The sequence below is a fragment of the Pseudoalteromonas sp. NZS127 genome (assembly GCF_015864805.1).
In the GTDB taxonomy this organism is placed as follows: domain Bacteria; phylum Pseudomonadota; class Gammaproteobacteria; order Enterobacterales; family Alteromonadaceae; genus Pseudoalteromonas; species Pseudoalteromonas nigrifaciens.
The window spans coordinates 36694-57870 of record NZ_JADYWN010000022.1 but is presented as its reverse complement, the minus strand read 5'-3'; the positions used below and the strand labels follow the sequence as shown (position 1 = coordinate 57870).

Below are 21177 nucleotides of genomic sequence, written 5' to 3'. Positions count from 1 at the left end.
GCTGTTTAAATTCATTAAAGCTAGAGCGATAGGGTAATAGCTCTAGCTTGGCATACTGGCAGGATCAGTCAATAGCTAAAAAAGATCCTTAGAAAATAATTTGTCTTGGTGAATAGTTACATTATTTTTATAATATATTGTTATTTTTATACCTTTTTAAATACTTTTAGTACAGAAGTTTCTATTTTCCCAATTTTTTAGTGCGTTTATTAGGTTTACGTATTATAATTGATACTGTATATCATTACGTATTCCCCGTTGAGCTTTTTCGAAGCTTACTTTGTTTTAAGTATAGGTACTTAAGTATTTCATGACCGAAATAACGACACATAAAGCTTCCCGTCGCCGTTTATTAATTGCTTTGGCGATCACCTGCTCTTTTATGGTTATTCAATTAATAGGCGCATATTACGCCAACTCACTAGCAGTATTAGCCGATGCAGGGCACTTGTTTGTTCATAACAGCTCTTTATTTATTGCTTTAATTGCCTCGAGCTTGGCGATTCACTTTGCTAAAACCTATAACGATGGCTATCAGCGTGCTGAGTTAGTAGGAGGCCTTATAAATGGCTTTTTATATTTAGCAATTAGCTTGGTTATATTGTATGAAGGTGGCGAGCGTTTTATGCACCATCATGAAGGCAACGAACTTGAAATAAATAGCTTTTTAATGTCGGCCATTGCCGCGCTTGGTTTTTTGTTTCATGGTGCCGCTGCTTGGGTGTTATATAAAGGCCGTAAAGCAAGTATTAATGTATATGCGGTGTTTTTACACTCGTTTTTTGACATTATATCTACTATTTCTACTTTTATAGCCGGAGTGTTAATTTACCTGACTGGTTGGGATATTATCGATATTTTATCGAGCATGTTAATTGCTTCATTCGTTTTATTCACCGGTATTAAGGTTATTATAAGTTGCGTTAAAGGGCTGTATATAAATAAAGATAAACTCCCTAAAGTAGCTAAAGTTGAGCAAGCAATTACCACAATCCAGCATGTAAAAAATGTGCATAATGTAACTGTAGTACGAAAAGATAAAACGGTAATAGTGGGTGCGCATATAGTGCTAAAAAAACACTGCACCATTGAAAAACACGATAAAGCATGTCGCTTAAAAGTCGAAAACCTGTTGCGTTCAAAATTTAATGTAACAAATAGCGTGTTACAAATTGAAAGTAGTTGCAGTAGTGTTAATTAAACTTGGCAAATTGCAGCATATGGCTTAGTTTAAGCTATATGTAAATAATAGCTGTTGTAGGAACAAATTGAATCAACAGCAATTTATTGGAATCTAATTATGCCTTTACTAGCAAGTAAGCATCGCTACTTTAACTTTATTGTGTCGTGTTTATTTGGTATTACCGCTGCTTTTGTAAATACCCTACCAATCTTATTTATTAATAGTTCTGAGTTTTTATTAGGGCAATTTTTTGTTCTTTTAAGCTTATTATTATTTGGCTGGCGCTATTCGTTAGTTGTGTTTACTTTAAGCACCCTAGGCATATTTTATCGTTGGGGGCATGCTTGGCCTTCAATCGTTTTTGGTTTAGAAATACTATGGGTGTACTTTTTTTGTCTGCGCTATTCTAGGCCTTTATTTTTTAGAGGAATGCTGTTTTGGCTTGTAGTAGCAATGCCATTACTGTGGGGGTTTGGGCATTACTTTCTTAATATTAGCTTTTTACCTTTGGTTACTGCGCTTGCTAAATATTGTTTAAATGCCGCCATTTATTTATGCGTAATTGATTTATTTAGTTTCTTTTTTAATCGCCATTCTTGGTCTCGCCATTATGGTTCTTTGTATAAAATCCTTAATTATATTGTAACTTTGCTCGTTATTTTAGTGGTAGTGCTTACCTCAATTGTGCTTATTAATAACCATTACTCTAGGGTTGAATACGAAATAAACGCACAACTAAACGAAAAGTCCCAACAAATAGCGCAAAGCCTAGATTTATATTTAGAAAACCATCGCAAAGCAGTAATACTGACCGCACAAAATATTAGCGTAGGGCATAGCCCACAAAGTGCTATTGAGCTTTTAGGGAAGTTATATCCTGGGTTTATAACTGCTATAAGTACCGATGAACTTGCCAACGTAAATTACTTTTATCCCACAACGTCAAAAACACAGCAGTTAAAAGGTAAGGCTGTTGCTAATGTTGCTGATCGCGATTATTTTTACCAAGCAATTGATTCTCAAAATGGATTTATTTCTGGTATTTTTAAAGGAAGAGGGTTTGGACAGCAATCAATAGTGGCAATATCGGCCCCTGTTTATAATAACCAGCAATTTAAGGGGATAGTAGAAGGCTCATTGTTATTTGAAAACTTTAGTGATTTACAACCTACCTTATTTAAGCGCCAAGCCGACTTAATTATATTAGATAAAAGCAATCAGGTAGTATTTTCAACCTTAAATGACTTTAAGCAGATGCAAACCCTTAGCAAACAAGATGTAGTTGCGCTGCAAAGCCTTAAACAAACAAGCGCATTTACAGCAACAAACGCGCAGCAATATTACTCAAAAGACACTACATCGGCATTAAATCATTGGCGTATTTTCACATTAATGAATAAAAAGTATGCCAATAATGTTGCAGCCCAAGCGTGGGGGCAATCTCTGGTGTTGATCTTATTTATAATAGTACTAACCAGTGTTTTTATTACGCAGCTAAGTAAGTGGTTAGTAACGCCGATAATAAAGTTAACCGAGCAAATAGATAACTTCGAAACCGATGAACAAACAGTAGGGTTAGTTTCGCATACTAATACCTGGTACGAGGTTGAAAAGTTACAACAACAGTTTGCAAGTTTAGCCCTTAAGATGACTAATAACTTTAATAAGTTACGCACCGCAAACAGTAAAAATGAAGCGTTGAATAATCAGCTTAAAAACTTTAATTTAAAGCTTGAGCAACAAGTTAAAGATAAAACACAGGAGCTAATTAAAGCTGTAGGGGTTGCTAATAAAGCAAATAAAACTAAGTCATTATTTTTGGCCAATATGAGTCACGAAATTCGCACTCCGCTTAATGGTATTTTGGGCATGACTCAGTTGCTAATAAAAAATTCTAAAATTGCTGCCGATGAACAAAATGAGCTGCAAATGATCCAACAAAGTGCCCATAACTTACTGCTTATTTTAAATGAGATACTCGACTTTTCTAAAATAGAAGCTAATGCGTTAAAGTTAGATGTGCAACCAACTGAAATTAAAAAACTAATACGCCAATTAGCCACTGTTTTTGATAACTCGGGATTAAGCGCTAACGTTACATTTAAGCTAACTATTGCCTCAGAATTACCGCCATTTATAGCGTTAGACTCACTACGCTTTTCTCAAGTTATCAACAATATACTCAGTAATGCGGGTAAATTTACTGACACTGGTTTAATTACTATGGATTGCTTTGCAGAGGATGATTGTTTGTTCATTAAAATTACCGATACTGGTATTGGTATTTCTGCGCTGCAACAACAAAATTTATTTATAGAATTTACACAAGCTGATGTTTCCACTACCCGAAAATATGGCGGCACTGGGCTTGGGCTAACAATTAGTAAACGATTAATTGAGCTGATGGGCGGTTCGCTTACCCTGCGCAGTGAAGAAGGGGTAGGAAGCTGTTTTAAAATAAAAATCCCACTCATTCTAAGCCAGGCTCCAGTTAAGGAGATAGCCGACAGTTCTGTTCCTGATTTAGCAGCAAAACGTATTTTAATCGTAGAGGATAATCCAATTAATCAAATAGTAATCACCAAAATGATGATTGCAACGGGATGCGAGATAAAAACGGCAAACGATGGCCTTGAAGCGTTACATTGCTTAGAAAGCTACCCCGCAGATTTGATTTTAATGGATTGCCAAATGCCCAATATGGATGGCTACCAATGCACACAAAAAATACGCCAAATGCCAAATGATTGTAAAAACGTATTAATTTTAGCTATTACTGCCAATGCGTTTGCCGAAGATAAAGAAAAATGCTTAAACGCCGGTATGAATGACTTTATAGCCAAACCCATCAATAAAAATGAGTTGTATCAGTGTATTAATAACTTATTTAAGCCTAGTTGAACAATACTAACAGCGAGCAGAGTAGCTTTGTTTTGGTGTTCGTATTAGAGTGAGCTAGTTACAAGCAGTTAACACTAAACAGGACAGTGGAGGAAGTATGAGCAAAATGAGTAATGTGGATGCTTTAAGCAGTGTGTTATTAATTATTGATATACAAACGAAACTTGAGCCAGCCATAGCTGACTTTAGCGCTATTTTAAAGTGCTCATTACAGTTATCGCAAGCCAGCTTAGTGCATAAAATACCGACCCTTATTACAGAGCAATATAAAAAAGGTTTGGGCGCAACCAATCAAACCTTACAGGGTGCTTTGCCACAAGCAGATTATTTTCATAAAACCCACTTTAGTGCCTGTGCAGAGCCCGGGTTTTTAGCGCAACTCGCTAAGTATACTCGCCCGCAAGTCGTGGTTATTGGTACCGAAGCGCATGTTTGTGTGTTGCAAACATGCTTAGATTTATTGCAGTACGGCTATGAGGTGATCATTGCAGTTGATGCGATAGGTTCACGCAACGACAACCACAAAATAATTGCTACTGAGCAACTACGCCAAGCTGGTGCGATCATTTCCAGTACCGAGAGCATTATTTTTCAATGGACCAAGCAAGCAGCAACACCTAACTTTAAAAAAATATTACCTATTATTAAATAGCCTTAACTCTGGATAATAAAGTTCTAACTAAAGTGCAGGTTAAATAGCCGTCTTTGCTTGTACATAAACTTATTAGCTTGTTGGGTAAATAACAATTCAATTAGGTCAATATATTTAAATAATGTAATTAACTCGTCTACTTTGTTAAGTTAAGTGTAATATTTCAGCATTTTTTTGCTTGTTAGGGGGAACCGATGAACTTTTTTAAACTTTAATACGTATTACCTCGCTTAATTTTTATTAAAAAACTTAATTTAAGGCTACTATGTCTAGTGTTGCGCGTTTATTTACGGTTATTTTTAGCCTCTTATTTATAGAATCAATAGGTGTTGGTTTATATTTTGGCACATTGAGCGAAGCCTTTATTGTTGGCTTACCGCTTTGCTTATTACCAATTTGGCTATTAAAAACCCAACCTAATAGTGCTTTAACGCCCCACGTTGTCGCTGCAGCCATTATGATGTTTTCTTTTTTACATATTCAACAAACCTATGGTTTGATTGAAGTGCATTTTGAAATATTTATTTTAATGGCGATGTTAATTATGTTTGTGCAATGGCGTGTTTTTATAACTGCTATTGTGTTTGTTGCTGTACATCACTTATCGTTTTATTACCTACAAACTCAAAACACAGGTTTTTACGTGTTTGATCCAGATAGGCTTGCCTTTACAACAGTGCTAATACATGCAGGTTATGCCATTGTTGAAGTGTTTGTTGCAGGCTATATTGCTAAAACATTGCAGCGCGAACGTAGTGCCGGGCTATCGCTAAGCTCAGCGACAGAGCAAATAATGCAAGACCCTAATCATATTAAACTTTCTTTACGTGCTGATGATCAAAAAAGCCAAGCGGTAGCCGGCTTTAATACCTTATTAGAGTATTTGTCAGATGTAATTAAACAAGTAAAAACTCAATCAGAGTCATTAAAGGTAAGCTCACAAGAGCTGATCCAAGTGCACGACGAGTTAACCGAAGGTGCAGATCAGCGCACCCAACAAACCGACGATATTGCAAGTTCTGGTGCGCAAGTTGCTCATGGCTTTAAACTTGTTGAGCAAGAAAGTGAAGTATTAAAACACCAAGTAGATAATATTACTCAAGCTGCGACCAATGCCTTGCAAGAAGTGTCACAAACAGACAGTAAAAGCAGAGAGCTATTAACACTACTTAATCATACGGAAGAGCAAATAAATCATCTTGTTGGCGCAGGCGACGTAATATCGGGTTTACTTAATGAAATATCGGGAATAGCAGATCAAACTAACTTACTGGCTTTAAATGCCGCAATTGAAGCCGCTAGAGCCGGAGAGCATGGTCGTGGCTTTGCTGTTGTCGCATCAGAAGTGCGCTCACTTGCTACTAATAGCCAAGCAACTACGGCTAAAATAGCCGCTACCTTAAAAGACTTGGTTAGCAATAGCCGCACATCTACTCAGTCTATGAGCCAATGTGTTGATTTTGTAGTCGACTTAACAAAAATAAGCACCACGATGAAAGAAAACATTTCATCTATGAGTGAACAAATTAAAGCGGTATCAAGCAGTACTAGCTCAGTGGCTCAAGTAGTTGCCGAGCAAGCGGGTAATACGGCGCAAATAGCACTAAGCACAGACAAAATGCGCCAAAACCAATACCAAGACACAAAAATAGTTAAGCAGTTAACAGCTAAAGTACAGTTAATTGACGTAAGTATTGATGTATTAGAGCAAAGTATTGCAAAATTTAAGTAAGTCGAATTACTTTATTGTAGGGGTTGTTGCCGCGTGGTTTATACTGGTTGTGACTGGGCTGGTGTACTTTCAGCTTGGGCAACTAAAGCCGTTTGATGAATCGCAAATGCTAAAGCAACAAAATTGGTTTGAGCAATTTAAACAACAGTTAGTGGTTAGTAATACCGTGGCATCGCTTGTTATTATTACAGAGCAAAATTGCGGTTGTACTAAGCAAGCACAAGCGCACATTACGACGTTGCAAGCATTTGCAAAAAGTAAAGGACTTGCCGTGCAAGAGTTGCAACTTACACAACAACTTAAGCAAGCCATTCCAGCAACCCCTGCTGCTGTAATTATTGATAAAAATGGGGACTTTGTTTATGCCGGGCCGCTATCCGAAGGACTAGCGTGCTCGCAAGGAAGCGGTTTTGTAGAAACTGTTATTAGTAACTTAACAGCTGGGTTTAATTCACAGTTATTAATTGCTGACACTAAAGGCTGCTATTGCGTTACGAGTACATAGGCAAAGCTTTTATTTATATAGAATAATCAATTGCAAATGAGAGTGGTTAGCATTAACATGCGTTCACTGTATTATTGTTAGTTATCTCTCATGAAATTTACTCTTTTATCTATCGCAATCTCATCAATTATATTTAATTCTGCCAGTGTATTTGCCGCCGAAGAAGCTGAACAATCAACAACAGCACCGCCCTCAACAATACCGCTCAATAGCGCAACGGCTCAGAATAATATTGAAAAAATAGAAGTAGTAGGCCGTGCTTTTTCGTTATATAGGCCAACCGAGTCAGCATTTGGTACCCGTACAGATACCCCCTTAGAAAAAATACCTCAATCGATTCAAATATTACCGCAAGCGTTAATTAGTGACCAAGCAGCACGTCAAATTACTGATTTATATAGTAACATTGCAGGCGTTAATGGCTTTAGCTATTCGGGCGTAACATTTAGAGGCTTTCGTCAAGACGAAATTTTATACGATGGTGTAAAAGGTGACCCTTTTAATGGTTTTGCCGTACCGCAGTTATTTAATATTGAGCAAGTAGCAGTGCTTAAAGGCCCAAGTGGCGCGGTTTATGGTAGTGGTAATCCAGGTGGCATTATTAACTACATGACTAAAAAACCACAATATATTGCTAAAACTACAGTAGAACTAGAGCTTGGCAATGATGACTTTTTTAGTGGTGCTTTTGAATCTACAGGCAGTGTAAACAACGAGCAAACACAAGCCTACAGAGTGGGCGTGTATAAAGAAAGCCAAAATCCGTTTAGGTATAACACCGGCGAAGACAACACCATTATCGATTTAGGTTATCGCTTTGACTTTGATAATGCGTCAAATTTAGTGCTGCAATACACTAATATAGATCAAGACTTAGCAGGAGCCCGTTTACGTGGCGTACCTGTAGATGATAACGGCGACTTTATTGCTAATCGTGAGTGGAACCATAACGAAGCAAGCGATTATCAAAAAGTGTCAGCTGATGTGTATCAGGCAACCTATAAAAATGAGTTAAATGATATATTTAGTACAGATGTAACAGCGCGTTACTTTACTAATACCGAACAGCAAAACTATCACGAACCGCGGGGCTTGTTAGATACCGATAATGACGGTGTAGTTGATTGGAGTGAACGTGAATTTAGAGATCAAGCGCGCGAAAACCAAGGCTTGAGTTTAACTGCTAATTTAATAGCACAAACAACGATTGCGAATATGGAGCATGTGTTTTTAGTAGGCGCAGATTATTATGCTGCTAAATTTGATGCTATATACCGCACCGCCAAACAAGCAAGTAAAGGCGGACCAGTACCTGGACTATCGTTAATCAATCCGCAATATGGTTTAACATCGGGCGCCGATTACGACTTACAAAGTATAACCCCACGATTTGTTAGTACTGAATCTAAAAGGCTCGGGGTTTATTTGCAAGATCAACTAGATATTACCGAAAAGTGGAATATAACAGCGGGGCTACGCTACGATCACTTTGAAGATACTGATCAGATCAGCAATACTGAGTTTTCAGATAGTGATGTTACGGTGCGTATTGGCACCAGTTATAATATTAACGATACGTTTTTTCCATATGCGCTTTATGGTACAGGCTTTTTGCCGCAAGATGCGGCAAGCCAATCTGAGTTAGTAGGTGGGCCATTCTCCCCAGAAAATAGCTATATTACAGAGTTAGGCTTGCGCACTAAATTATTTGATGACTCCTTGGCGATTAATATCGCGACCTATCAAATTGTGCGTAAAAATATTTTGCAAACAAGCTTACTACAAAATGATTCGGGTATTGACCAGCTAGAATCGCTAGGTGAAGTGCAAAGCGATGGCTTTGAGCTAGAGGTGGTTGGCGACATAACCGATAGCTGGGTAGTAACGGCCAGTTACGCGTATAACGATACCCGTATAAACGAGCAAAGCGAAGGCTTTTCAGCGCAAGCTGCTGGTTCAGATAAGTTTGCCAATGCCCCCCAAAATACTGCCGGAGTATGGACTCGCTATGACCTACCCAGCATTAACTCATCTATTGCTGCTGGCCTTGATTATGTTGATCAGCAAGTAAGTTTAGATGGCACCCATGTAAAGCCCTATACTATTTACAATATGGCCTGGAAAACTCAGTTAGAAAACTGGACGTGGCAAGTATCAATTAAAAATGTGTTTGATAAAGAGTACGCATCAAGCGGCTTTATAAATCGCACTGGGCATTTTCCAGGTGAGCCAAGACGTGTTTACTTATCGGCTAAATATCAGTTTTAATACTTAAGCTGATGTGAAATTAAAAGCCCTCGTTTATGGATAATGAGCAGAGGGCTTTTAATAATAAAAGTATTGAGCCTAAATAGTTGCTATGCCATATAGCCCTAACAGCACAAAAACACTGGCTGCAATAATTCGTACTTTATTTAAAGGAATGCGTTTTAGTAGCGCATTACCTGCATAAATAACCGGTACGTTGGCAATTAACATGCCCACAGTTGTACCAATAGTAACCCACAACACCGATTGATATTGTGCGCCAAGTAGCACAGTGGCTATTTGTGTTTTATCGCCAATTTCAGCAATAAAAAACAATACAAAAGCGACTAAAAATGCGCCATAGCGATCGTATTTATGGCTCACGGCTTCATCTTTATCAGGGATCAGCAGCCAAAGGCCAACCACAATAAAACTAATATTCACAACCCAAGGTAGGTACTCAATAGCAAAATTACCACTAAGCCAATCTCCAAACCAAGCAGATAAGCCATGATTAATAATAGTTGCGACTAATACACCTAAAATGAGTGCAATTTTATTATGAAAACGAGCAGCGAGCAGTAACGATAAAAGTTGAGTTTTATCGCCTATTTCCGCAAGGGCAACAGTGACGGTTGAGGTTAAAAAAACTTCCATTATTGATTCTTACAGGCGGGAATACTAAACCAAGGCAAATAGCTATCTCCCGCCTTGAGGATAGTTATCTACCTAGGTCTCGCCGATAATGCTTGCTACAACATTACAAACTTACCACGCACGTGAGGTGCAATTATGTTGATAAGTTTACTTGTGACACCAATAATATTAAAGCGTGGTTATTGTAGCGATATACAAGGCTATAATTACTCACTTTTCCAACACGATTGATATTACTAAGCGGGCTACTCCCCTAAGAGACGCGCATTATTCCACAAACCTTTTAGATAGTAAATCTTGAACCATAGATTAAGCGCTATAAGTAATTAAAACGAATAGCTTAAGCGTACAGGTGCTCAGTGGTTGTTTTAAAAATTGAATACAGGGCCTCAACGGACATACAATTTTGGAACATATACTTTTTTAAACAGTCGCTGATTATTTTAACCTGTGTAGCACTGCTTAAAATAAGATCAAAAAATAAATAATTAACTGCAAAAAGTGTTTGATAACCATTACCATTTAGATTAGTATGCACCTACTAAATGTAATTGAGAGTGGTTTGTATTCATGTATATTTGTCTATGTCACGGTGTGACCGATAAAAAAATTGAACAAACAATTGACGATGGTGCAACAACCATGCGTGAGTTAACTAAAGAGCTTAAAGTGGGCAGCCAATGCGGTAAGTGTTGTGGTTGTACTAAAAAGATCCTTAATCGTAAGCTTATTCAAATTGCCGATATAACGGATCAAGTGGCTTAATTTAGTTAAAAATTACATTACAAAATTTAGATATAAAAAAAGCAGCTTTAAGCTGCTTTTTTATGCGTGTTAATTACTATTACAGCTGCGACTGTAGGTAGTTTTCTAAGCCGGTATTTTCAATCAGTAATTGCTGAGTTTCTAACCAATCAATTTGCTCTTCTTGTTCATTTAAAATGTGATCAAGGGCTTCACGAGTAATATAATCTTTTTTACTTTCAGCCAGTTTAACTGCGCTACGTAACTCATCAATTGTATCAAGTTCAAAGCTCATATTGGCAGCAATCATTTCTTCGCTGTTTTCACCAATACGTAAACGGCCTAGGTCTTGAAGATTTGGTAAGCCTTCTAAAAACAAAATACGTTCAATTAAACGATCCGCGTTTTTCATTTTTTGAATTGATACTTTGTAGTCTGCTTTATCTAATTTACTAAAGCCAAAATCTTTAAACATACGTGCGTGTAAAAAGTATTGGTTAATACCAACAAGCTCGTTAGCGAGTACTTTATTTAGTGCTGCAATAACGTCTTTATCGCCTTTCATACTATATACTCCTACTAAGCCATTTGTGCTTGATGATAATTTTGCGTTCCAATCTTATCAATTAAACCAAGCTGCTGTTCTAACCAGTAAACATGATCTTCTTCGGTATCAAATAATAGTTTTTCTAAAATGGCACGAGATTGATAGTCTTGTTGTACTTCGCATATTGCGATTACGTCTTTTACGCTAGCTACTACTTCAAGCTCAAGTGTTAAGTCGTTTTGCATCATGCTTTTAACATCGGTGCCAATTAATAAATCACGACGTTTAGTCATGTTAGGCACACCTTCTAAAAATAGAATGCGTTTTATTAACCAGTCACAATGATCTTTCTCTTCTTCCATTTCGTGGTTAAGGCGCTCATAAAGTTTAGCTAATCCCCAGTCATCGTACATGCGCGAATGAATAAAATACTGGTCAATTGCTGCTAATTCGTTGGCTAACAATGTATTAAATGCGTCGATTACTTTTTGATTACCTTTCATGATAGATCACCTTAACAAGTTCAATTGCGACCAGTGTAGTGCAAACTGCAGCTATTGCAAGTTTTCTCTATAAAAATCATTATGTTACTATTGGTTTTGATTCTTATTTAAGTTTGCGTTATTACTTGGTTTGTAAGCAGTTTTTAATTTTATAATAGGTATTGTTAATTGAGCGAGATGAGGGTTAATACACATATTTAATATAATTTAAAAAGGCATGCTTAACATGCCTTTAAAGTTACTTAAATCAGTTAGAATTGATATTTAGCACCGAGAGTTGCCGTAGTGCCTAGCCCTTTAATATTGTAGCCACCATAAGTATATGATTGCGCACGAGCAGGGTAGTAGTCGCTGTTAAATAAATTTTCGACCCCAAAATAGCTGCTCCATTGTGGAGTAATTTGATATTGACCACTCAAATTAACTATATCGTAACTACTTACAGGACCTTGATCGCCAACGTATTGGCCTTGTTCGTTTTTATCAAAGCGCTTTCTATCGCCAACGTATAAATAGCTAAATGTAAGAGCTATGTCGTCGCTGGCCTGCCACGCTAAATTGGCTGTCGCTTTTGGTGGGCTAATTTGTTTAGCACCTAAGTATTCATCGGCTTGGGTATCTTTACCTTCAACGTAGCTATATGTGGCAACTAATTTAAGTTGTGGGGTAATGGCATAATTTACTAAGCCTTCAAAGCCCCATATTTTTTGCGGCGCGCGTATTGGCTCATAAACGCCTGTTACATCGTTAAATTTATTGCTGGTTCCTAGCTCAGACGTGCTTTTATATGCTGCTAGTTCAAAGCGCAGGTCATCAAATTGTGAGGTGAAACCTACTTCGTAGTTATCTATAATTGATGCTTGTGTTTGAATAAGCGCTATATCGTTTACAGTAGCTGCGCGCAATAGTATGCCTATGTCTGATATATCAGAGCCCTGCGAGTAACTAAAAAATGGGCTAAAGGCAGGGCTTAAATTATATTTAATGCCAGCATTGTAAGTTGTTGCATCGTAATTTATGGTATCGCCGCGCACACTTAGTGGTACTGAACATTGCGTAGCGGTTCTGCATAGCTTTAATGTTTGATAGTCGGCTACCGTTAAATCTATGCTTTCTTTTCTTACACCGGCTTTTAAAATAATATCGTCGTTAATTACCCACTTTGTTTGTAAAAAACCAGCAACACTATCCATGTTCATTTCAGGAACCCATATACGGCCATCAACTAAAGGTTGTGAGGTTTTATCGTTCAGGGCATCAATACCATATATTAAGGTGGTTGTTAGATTATCAAAGTCAAATTGGCTATTAAATGTGGCTCTTGCGCCTAGTTTATCTGACTTTATAACAGATTGACCACCGCTATAACCATCATCAAGATTGGCTAAATTAGTTGAAAAGAAAAATACATTTTCTATATTTTGCTTGTACAGATCTAAGGTCATTTGGGTGTTATCGAATAAGGCGTAATCTAGGTATTTAAGAGTAATATTTACATTGCCTTCGGGGCCTTGCGGTTTACCTGGTTTTTGCAGCTCTTTGGGTACGTGAATCGCATAGGTTTTTTCACCTATGTTACCGTCGCCAGTAACATCCCCTAAATCAGTTTTTTGCTGTGAGCTATAAAAGTTATAACTAAACTCTAGTTGCTTATCATCATCAAAATCGTAGCTTAGTTTAGTAAAGTAGTTTTGTGTTTCTGAGTCGGACAAACCATATTGCAAGCCTAAAATATCACCCTCTGAATCACGTTGTACACCGTTTTGCTCGTAACTGGCGCTTATTAAATAGCTAAACTTATCTAAGCCACCATTTATAGCTGCCGATATTCTTGCACCGGCACTTTCATCAAGCTTAACAGCACTAAAGCGGCTAGAAATACTAATTTCGCCCTCAGGCTGGCCGTCACTTTTCGCTTGTTTTGTTATGTAGTTAATTATGCCGCCAGCAGCGCCATTACCATAAATAGAGGTTGCTCCTTTAATAACCTCTATGCGTGCAATGGCACTGGCATCTAGCGTTTTTATGCCTAATGAACCGTTACGCAGTGGAGTTGACTGTGGTACGCCGTCAATCATAACTAAAGGTGCGCGACCACGCAGTGTTTGCCCTGAGTTACTGGAGCTGCCGGTGCTAGGAGCCAATCCTGGTACCATTTGTGCGAGTAAGCTGCTTAGTTCTGGGTTTACTTTTAAGTGTTGTTGAATTTGCTGCTGATTTATAACAGTAATTGAAGCAGGAACTTCATCAATACTTTCAAATATACGACTACCCGACACAATAACGTGTTCTAACTGATCAGCAGAATATTTGTTTTTACTATTTTCATCGGCAATTGCGCAAGCACTAACAGCGACGCTAAGTAAGCAAAGTGAGGTTTTTAACATGGAAACTCAGATAAATAATTAATTTTGGTAATGATAACTATTAACAATAGCGGCCACAAGTGTTAATGATAATTATTTTCGATTGCGTCTTTTTAACCAAAAGTAAACACCCGTTACAATAAAAAAGCTCAGTGATAGGGTTATTAGTAGCCATAAAAACTGTACAACTGGCCCAGCAAAATTACCAATATGAAAGGCATATTTAAAGTTCCATGCTTGTGTGGTGAAATTGGTTTTACTGGCGTCAAATGAGTTTAATACTTTACCAGTAAATGGATTAGTCCAAACCCAGCTGTAAGCGTGGCTTTCGCCGGGATTTTGTATTCTTAAAGCAATCGCGTCATCCGCTTTTTTAGGTAGGTATACCCTATATGGCTCACCTTTAGGAAATATGGCTTGAGCATTATTAATTGCTAAATTGTATTGTAATTCGGTATTTTTAAGCACAGGTATTTTGGGAGGCGCAGGTCTGTTTGTTACTTTATTTTGTGTTACCAATTCTAAAACAGACTGCGTTTGCGTTTTCCAATTAAACGCCATACCCGTAAAGGCAATCAGTATTAATGGCACAAAAAAGTAAACTCCCAACACAGTATGCAGCTGATACAGCAGTACTCTTAGTTTTGCTTTAGGTTTTATAGCTAAACGTTTTATCCGGTTTTTAGGTTTTACCCATAAATAAAAGCCTATTAATACGTTTATTAACAGCAGTAATGCACATACCGACATCCAATTTTTAAATGGTTTATTACCGTCACTGCTCTCAAATAATAACCAGCGATGCAAAGCAAGCGTAAAACCATAAATTGTATCTGTACTTTGGTAAGTATAAATAACATTGCTGGTGTAGGGGTTTACGCTCGCGTAGTGATTATTAGCTAATCTAAACTGCCATGCCATAGTAGGGTTTTGTTCAGGCATTAAAAAAACAGTTTTTTGTTGGGTTTGAGTTTGCACACTGTTTATTAAAGTGTCGAAATTTAGCGGTTTTTCTGCAGGCGTTACTAGCCATTTTTCGGGCTGGATAAGGTGTTGTAGATCTTTTGCGTAAATTAACACCGCTCCGCTGAGGCTCACTATTAATAAAAACAACCCGCTGAGTAGGGCAAGTGTTAAATGAATTTTACGTAACCAAAGTTTCAAAAACGGCATCTCAATTGTGAGCTAAGAACCCTAATTGTAAATGATAATGAGAGCAGTTTTCAATTGAAAGTTTGTTTATAAAGCTATTTTTATTATAAATTATTGTGCTTTTCTATTATGCAGTTTTCAATATTAAAATTATGCTGTAAAAAGTGTTTAACGGCTGCTAAATCAAGTGAGTTATGAGCGTTAATCAGCAGTTCGCAATGGCTGGTTTTATCATCTAATTGCCATACTTTTATAGCTATTACTTGCTCTATATTAAAGTTTTTGGTGAGAGCGCATGTAACAGCTTGGGTATCAAAGTTATTAGGCGCAGCTTGCATTAAAATGCGACAGCTTTGTTTAAGCAGTAACACGCCATGGTAAATAACATAAATAGAAATTAAAATTGTCGCAATTAAATCAACTATATACCACTGGTACAAAATAATTAAAGTACCTGCAACAATAACCACAACAGACGCCATCGCATCAGATACATTATGAATAAAAGCTGCTCTTATATTCATACTGCTATTTGCGCCAGCTCGGTAAGTTAAAAGTGCAGTGATTAAATCTATTAGCAGGGCAAATGCAGCCACCCACACTATGATCCAACCATCAATTGGCTGCGGGTTTAAATAACTGCTCATAGCTTCAAAAATTAAATACACACCTATCAGTATTAATGTACTGCTATTGAACAAAGTAGCTAAAATTTCGGCGCGCTTGTAGCCAAAGTGATGTGTGTTATCGGCAGGTTTGTTACCAATTTTACGCGCAACAAGGGCAATAAATATAGCGGCTGCATCACTAAGATTATGCAGTGCGTCTGCCATGAGTGACAAACTGCCAGAAAATATTCCGCCAATAACTTGCGCAACAGTAAGCAGAACATTAATGGCAACAGCTAGCGCGAGTTGCTTGTTACTTTGGCTTTCGTCTACATGGCTGTGTGCATGGTCATGACCCATAATATCCCCAAGTAACTACTTATATTAAGATTGTTATATCACGAGCAGCTAAAAACAGCTACACGGGGCTTGATGAAACTTAGCTAACTCATTGTGTATACTTAGGCGTATATTTAGTTAAAAGCCAGGTAGCAGTACTGTTTGTAAAACACATAAAAAATTCATGGGCTTATTAGCGCAAAACTTGCGTCTTAGGCTTTTTAATGCATTAATACATAGTATTAAAATGGGTAAAATTACTAGGTAATTCAGGTATGAATAAAGGTTTGAGCTTCACAAAGCTAGCAGGTAAAGGACAGTCTGTACAAAGTAAGCTAACTATAGCCTTTGTAGTTATTGCATTAATACCTTTGTGTTTGTTTTCTTGGCTGAGCTTTAAGCGAATAAATAATACATTAGAACAACACGCCCAAACTGAATTACAACAGGTAACAAATATTGCTCAGCAGTTTAGTCGCTTTTGGCTGGCTGATTATATTAAAGATTTTAAGTTACTTAAAAACCAGTTAACGACTAACTCTGTGCAACAACAAAGTGCAAAAACTGAGTTTGTTAACGTATACGAATTTGTAAATAATGTAGAGCTAATAGATAGCGCAGCTTTGCTTGCTGCACCTACATCTTCTTTTATTAGCAAAATAGCTCCTCAATCGTTAACTAATATCCATACTAGCTTGAGTGAGCATGCAACGCCTTCATTTCAATCATTTTTAATTGAAAAACAACCACATTTTATTATTGCGCTTGGTATATATAATACGGAGCAACAATTAAGCCGTATTCTTTTAGCCGATATAAACCCCCAGTGGCTAATGAATCAATTAAATGCAATGTATGCTAAAAACAGCGAGCTTAATTTTAGTTTATTGCCAAGTAATAGTTTGCCTTTATTAAACCAACAGCCATCAACAGAGCAAACATTATTAAATAAAACACAATTAATGCAAAAAACGTTTACCTATAACAACGAAAATAATGATGTAATGTATGGCTTTGTTAGTCAGCTGAATTTTTTGGGTGATCAAAGCTGGCAGCTATTAGTGTCTAAGCCGAATGTTCAGGAGCTAACAAATACTTATTCTATTAAGTATTTTGCTTTGGCAACACTGCTTATGTTGTTGGCTGTTTTAGCGTGCTCTTGGTGGTTTGGTCGAGTATTGTTTCATCCATTAAGGCGCTTAACAGCCCTTGTTGATAAAATTACTAAGGGGAAAAGCACCCAAGTACCTATTTTACCCGACAGCCAAGAGTTTAATTTGTTATCGAGTAAGCTGTGTAAATTGGCCGAAAATAAACAGCAACAACTAACAGAGTTTTATAAACAAGGGGCTGAACTACAGGTTGTGTTAAGGCACTTAGCAGAGCAAAAAAGTGCACTTGATGAGCACGCGATTGTGGCTGCAACAGATTTAAAAGGCACTATCACTTTTGTTAATAAAAAGTTTTGTGAAATAAGTGGTTATGACGAACACGAGTTAATAGGTAAAAATCACCGTATTCTTAATTCGGGCACTCACCCAAAACAGTTTTTTAAAGAAATGTACCAAACCCTAAAACAGGGAAAAGTATGGCATGGGAAAATATGTAATAAAGCCAAGCAAGGTAATTTATATTGGGTAGATACCACCATAGCGCCATTTTTAGATGAAAATGCTAAGCCACAAAGCTATATAGCCATTCGAACAGATTTAACCGCATTAAAGTTACAAGAAATAGAGCTAGAAGAGCATAAAGCACAACTACAGTTGGTAATAGACACTACCGCTGTGGGAATTTGGGATTGGTACATTGACACAGGTAAAGTCACTTTTAATCACCGTTGGGCTGAAATAATTGGCTATACCTTAGATGAGTTAGGCCCAGCAGTAATAGGCACTTGGTATAAGTATGCCCACCCAGACGATTTAATCGTTTCGGAGCAAAAATTAAACGCTCATTTTTCTGGTGAAACAAACTATTACGTCAATGAAGCACGTATGAAACATAAACAAGGTCATTGGGTATGGATACTAGACACTGCAAAAGTGGTTGAATGGAATGATGATGGCTCACCAAAGCGGATGATAGGTACCCATTTGGATATTACAGAACAAAAAGCAACAGAGCTAGAATTACAAAATAGTCGTGACCAATTTGCCTCGTTAGTAGGCAATATTCCAGGCATTATTTATCGTTGTAAGTACGATAAAGTGTGGACTATGCTTTATATGAGTAAGCAAACTAAAGAGCTTACGGGTTATGACGCTGAGGCAATATTAGAGAATAAGCAGTTAAGTTATTTAGAAATAATTTACTCGGACGATCGTGACGATATTGAAAAAACGATTATTAAGTGCATTGACGAGCACACGCCTTGGTCTGTTGAATACCGGATCATAACGCAAGGTAATGAAGTACGTTGGGTAAATGAAAAAGGCCAAGCCATTTATGACACTGACGGAAACGTATTATATTTAGATGGTTTTATACTCGATATTACAGAGCGTTATCAGGCGCAATTAAAAATAACACGTCAGCAAAGCCTGCTTGAATCTATGAGTAAACAGGGGCAAATAGGTGCGTGGGAAATAGACTTAAAAGCGCAAACGCTTTATTGGTCAGACGAAGTACGCGCAATTCACGAAGTGCCACAGAGTTACTCTCCAAATATAGCCACTGCAATAAATCATTATAAAGAAGGCTATCACAGAGATAAAATTAATGCCCTTTTTGAAAGTGCAATAAGTAGTGGGAAAAGCTGGAATATTGAGCTTATTATTGTTACTTACACTGGCCAAGAACGTTGGGTTAAGTCAATAGGGCAAAGTGAGTTTGAAAACGGCCAGTGCATTCGTGTTTTTGGCTCTTTTCAAAGTATTGATGCGCATAAGCGACTTGAACTCGAAAGCGAAAAAGCCAATCGTTACAACAAAAGCTTAGCCATGCTTACTGTTGCACCTGAAGTGCAAAGCAGTGATGTGGCAGAGGTGAAAAAATTAGCCGTTAAGTCTATGTGTGAAGTGCTTGATGTACAGCGCGCTTCTATTTGGATTTTTAACGAACAACGCGATTTAATGATTTGCCATAGTTTAAATATACAAGGGCAAGGTGTTGATTGCTGTAATGCACAGCTCAGTGCAGAGGATTACCCTGCCTACTATGAAGCTATTTATAAACAAAACTTAATAGCCATTGACGATGTTTATAATCATCCCGCTACCGTTGATTTTATTGAGCACTATGCAAAACCTAATAATATAAAATCTATGCTAGATGCCGTTATTACAACCGGTGACGGAAATTTAGGTATTTTATGCGCAGAAACCGTTGGGGAGTTTCGCCAATGGACGCAAAGCGAAGAAACCTACTTACGCTCTTTAGCAACTTTAGTAGGCAGTACCTTAGTGTCACAACGCCGTAAACAAACCGCTGAGGAATTAAAAATAGCTTTGGTTTTGGCAAAAGAAGCCGGTGTAGCAAAAAGTCAGTTTTTAGCAACTATGAGCCATGAAATACGTACGCCAATGAATGGTGTTTTAGGCATGCTTGAGCTTATTCAGTTAGAGCAACTGCCCAAGCCTATTGAAACTAAAGTAGCAATTGCTAAAACCAGTGCGCATTCATTACTGGGTGTAATAAACGACATTTTAGATTTTTCAAAAGCAGAAGCAGGTAAAATTGAGCTAGAGAGTATTAACTTTAATGCCCGCGATTTAATTGGGGAAGTAGCCGCAGCGCAAGCATTAACAGCTCAAAATAAAGGCATAGAAATAATTTTAGATTTGGTTGCCTTAGAGCCATCGCAGTTAAGTGGCGATCCAGGGAGAATACGCCAAGTATTAACTAATTTATTAAGTAATGCCGTTAAGTTTACAAACGAAGGCGAAGTGGTGGTTAGCGCATCTATTGAGCGTATTGAGGCCCAGCTAATGCTGCAAGTTAGCGTAAAAGATTCTGGTATTGGCATTAGCAAAGAAAAACAACAACAGTTATTTGCGCCTTTTATGCAAGTTGATGCGTCTACTACTCGAGAATATGGAGGCACTGGCCTTGGTCTTGCTATTAGTAAGCAGTTATGTGAACTAATGGGAGGCGCTATTGCAATTAAAAGTAATGCTGGCCAAGGGAGTGAGTTTATCGTCACCATGGAGGTGCTAAAGGGCGATCAACAAGAGCGCTATATGCCAAAGGCTAATATTAATGGGTTAAGTATATTGGTGGTTGATGATAACGAAACAAATCGTTTGGTTATTTCAGAGCAGCTCAAGCACTGGGGAGCTAATGTTGAGCTGGCAAATAATGCCGAACATGCGCTGCTAATTTGTGAAAATAGAGTTAAAAACAATCAGGGCATGTATGACATAGCTGTATTAGACATGCAAATGCCCGGCATGGATGGCATAGAGTTATGTGAAGTATTAAAAGCGCATGCAGATTACAAACATATGCCATTAGTAATGATGACCAGTATTGCAGGCTTAGAGGGGGCTCAGCGCTATTCTGACGCAGGCTTTCAGGCTTACTTTCCAAAGCCAGTAACAACCGCCGATTTAATTTCTGCGCTTTCGGTTATTACTAATAGCGAGCAGCACGAAGCACTGCCATTGGTAACATCTGGGTATATTTCATCGTTGCGCAAAGCCAAAACCATTGAGCCTGCTAAAATATTATTGGTTGAAGATAATCCAATAAACCAGCAAGTATCTACTTTAATGCTTAAAAAGCTCAATTGCGAAACAGTCTTAGCCGAAAATGGTCAACGTGCTTTAGAGGAACTCGCAAAACATGAAGCAGGTTACTTTCAAGTTGTACTAATGGATTGCCAAATGCCGGTTATGGATGGTTATGATGCCACTATTGCAATACGTAAAGGTGAGGCTGGCGAGCAGCATAAAGCAATTAAAATTATAGCATTAACAGCCAATGCCATGGATTCAGACAAAGAGCGGTGTATTGCAGTTGGCATGAATGATTATTTAAGCAAGCCAATTGAACTTGATATTTTAAAAGATAAATTAGAGCAATATTTTTAAGGTTAAAG

The 21177-nt window shown here is 37.6% G+C and carries 14 protein-coding genes; 8 read left to right on the top strand and 6 right to left on the bottom strand.

The features are described 5' to 3' along the window. Positions 1-310: 310 nt before the first annotated feature. From I6E78_RS16080 to I6E78_RS16055, 6 genes are all read left to right on the top strand, one after another. Positions 311-1201, top strand: a complete 891-nt coding sequence (locus I6E78_RS16080; protein ID WP_011329904.1) for a cation diffusion facilitator family transporter — start codon at positions 311-313, stop codon at positions 1199-1201. 99 nt (positions 1202-1300) lie between these two features. Beyond that, complete coding sequence (locus tag I6E78_RS16075) at positions 1301-4084, top strand: response regulator (protein WP_197182884.1); 2784 nt, start codon at positions 1301-1303, stop codon at positions 4082-4084. Between the two features lie 97 nt (positions 4085-4181). After that, a complete protein-coding gene (locus I6E78_RS16070) occupies positions 4182-4736 on the top strand; it encodes an isochorismatase family protein (protein WP_182683684.1) in 555 nt (184 codons plus the stop codon). A 265-nt stretch (positions 4737-5001) separates the two neighbouring features. After that, the gene (locus I6E78_RS16065) at positions 5002-6468 is read left to right on the top strand and encodes a methyl-accepting chemotaxis protein (RefSeq protein WP_011329907.1); all 1467 of its coding nucleotides are present in this window, start codon (positions 5002-5004) and stop codon (positions 6466-6468) included. Next, positions 6452-6973 (top strand): DUF6436 domain-containing protein, encoded by a 522-nt coding sequence (locus tag I6E78_RS16060; RefSeq protein WP_011329908.1) that lies wholly within the window; start codon positions 6452-6454, stop codon positions 6971-6973. Before I6E78_RS16065 ends, I6E78_RS16060 begins: the two co-directional genes overlap by 17 nt. Before the next feature lie 90 nt (positions 6974-7063). Then, complete coding sequence (locus I6E78_RS16055) at positions 7064-9241, top strand: TonB-dependent siderophore receptor (RefSeq protein WP_197182883.1); 2178 nt, start codon at positions 7064-7066, stop codon at positions 9239-9241. A gap of 78 nt (positions 9242-9319) precedes the next feature. Here I6E78_RS16055 and I6E78_RS16050 read toward each other — a convergent pair whose 3' ends face one another. Continuing rightward, positions 9320-9877, bottom strand: coding sequence for a TMEM165/GDT1 family protein (locus tag I6E78_RS16050; RefSeq protein ID WP_011329910.1), 558 nt, complete (start codon positions 9875-9877; stop codon positions 9320-9322). Between the two features lie 570 nt (positions 9878-10447). Between I6E78_RS16050 and I6E78_RS16045 the strand changes: the two genes are divergently transcribed. After that, positions 10448-10642, top strand: coding sequence for a (2Fe-2S)-binding protein (locus I6E78_RS16045; RefSeq protein ID WP_011329912.1), 195 nt, complete (start codon positions 10448-10450; stop codon positions 10640-10642). 79 nt (positions 10643-10721) lie between these two features. Here the strand turns inward: I6E78_RS16045 and bfr (I6E78_RS16040) are convergent, their stop codons facing one another. From bfr (I6E78_RS16040) to I6E78_RS16020, 5 genes are all read right to left on the bottom strand, one after another. After that, entirely contained in the window at positions 10722-11186 is a 465-nt protein-coding gene (gene bfr, locus I6E78_RS16040; protein ID WP_011329913.1) for a bacterioferritin, read from the bottom strand. Positions 11187-11200: 14 nt separating this feature from the next. Next, complete coding sequence (gene bfr, locus I6E78_RS16035; protein WP_197182882.1) at positions 11201-11671, bottom strand: bacterioferritin; 471 nt, start codon at positions 11669-11671, stop codon at positions 11201-11203. Positions 11672-11922: 251 nt separating this feature from the next. Next, positions 11923-14058 (bottom strand): TonB-dependent receptor, encoded by a 2136-nt coding sequence (locus I6E78_RS16030; RefSeq protein WP_197182881.1) that lies wholly within the window; start codon positions 14056-14058, stop codon positions 11923-11925. A gap of 72 nt (positions 14059-14130) precedes the next feature. After that, positions 14131-15201 carry a PepSY-associated TM helix domain-containing protein gene (locus I6E78_RS16025; RefSeq protein ID WP_182678938.1) on the bottom strand — a complete coding sequence of 357 codons (1071 nt, stop codon included), beginning with the start codon at positions 15199-15201 and terminating at the stop codon, positions 14131-14133. A 92-nt stretch (positions 15202-15293) separates the two neighbouring features. Then, positions 15294-16157 carry a cation diffusion facilitator family transporter gene (locus I6E78_RS16020; RefSeq protein WP_086994534.1) on the bottom strand — a complete coding sequence of 288 codons (864 nt, stop codon included), beginning with the start codon at positions 16155-16157 and terminating at the stop codon, positions 15294-15296. 254 nt (positions 16158-16411) lie between these two features. Here I6E78_RS16020 and I6E78_RS16015 point away from each other — a divergent pair, with 254 nt between their 5' ends. Further along, the gene (locus tag I6E78_RS16015; RefSeq protein WP_197182880.1) at positions 16412-21169 is read left to right on the top strand and encodes a PAS domain-containing protein; all 4758 of its coding nucleotides are present in this window, start codon (positions 16412-16414) and stop codon (positions 21167-21169) included. The last annotated feature ends 8 nt before the right edge of the window (positions 21170-21177 follow it).

Coding starts and splice junctions, on each gene's coding strand:
- I6E78_RS16080 (WP_011329904.1), top strand. CDS start 311: ATGACCGAAATAACGACACATAAAGCTTCCCGTCGCCGTTTATTAATT.
- I6E78_RS16075 (WP_197182884.1), top strand. CDS start 1,301: ATGCCTTTACTAGCAAGTAAGCATCGCTACTTTAACTTTATTGTGTCG.
- I6E78_RS16070 (WP_182683684.1), top strand. CDS start 4,182: ATGAGCAAAATGAGTAATGTGGATGCTTTAAGCAGTGTGTTATTAATT.
- I6E78_RS16065 (WP_011329907.1), top strand. CDS start 5,002: ATGTCTAGTGTTGCGCGTTTATTTACGGTTATTTTTAGCCTCTTATTT.
- I6E78_RS16055 (WP_197182883.1), top strand. CDS start 7,064: ATGAAATTTACTCTTTTATCTATCGCAATCTCATCAATTATATTTAAT.
- I6E78_RS16050 (WP_011329910.1), bottom strand. CDS start 9,877: ATGGAAGTTTTTTTAACCTCAACCGTCACTGTTGCCCTTGCGGAAATA.
- I6E78_RS16045 (WP_011329912.1), top strand. CDS start 10,448: ATGTATATTTGTCTATGTCACGGTGTGACCGATAAAAAAATTGAACAA.
- bfr (WP_011329913.1), bottom strand. CDS start 11,186: ATGAAAGGCGATAAAGACGTTATTGCAGCACTAAATAAAGTACTCGCT.
- bfr (WP_197182882.1), bottom strand. CDS start 11,671: ATGAAAGGTAATCAAAAAGTAATCGACGCATTTAATACATTGTTAGCC.
- I6E78_RS16030 (WP_197182881.1), bottom strand. CDS start 14,058: ATGTTAAAAACCTCACTTTGCTTACTTAGCGTCGCTGTTAGTGCTTGC.
- I6E78_RS16020 (WP_086994534.1), bottom strand. CDS start 16,157: ATGGGTCATGACCATGCACACAGCCATGTAGACGAAAGCCAAAGTAAC.
- I6E78_RS16015 (WP_197182880.1), top strand. CDS start 16,412: ATGAATAAAGGTTTGAGCTTCACAAAGCTAGCAGGTAAAGGACAGTCT.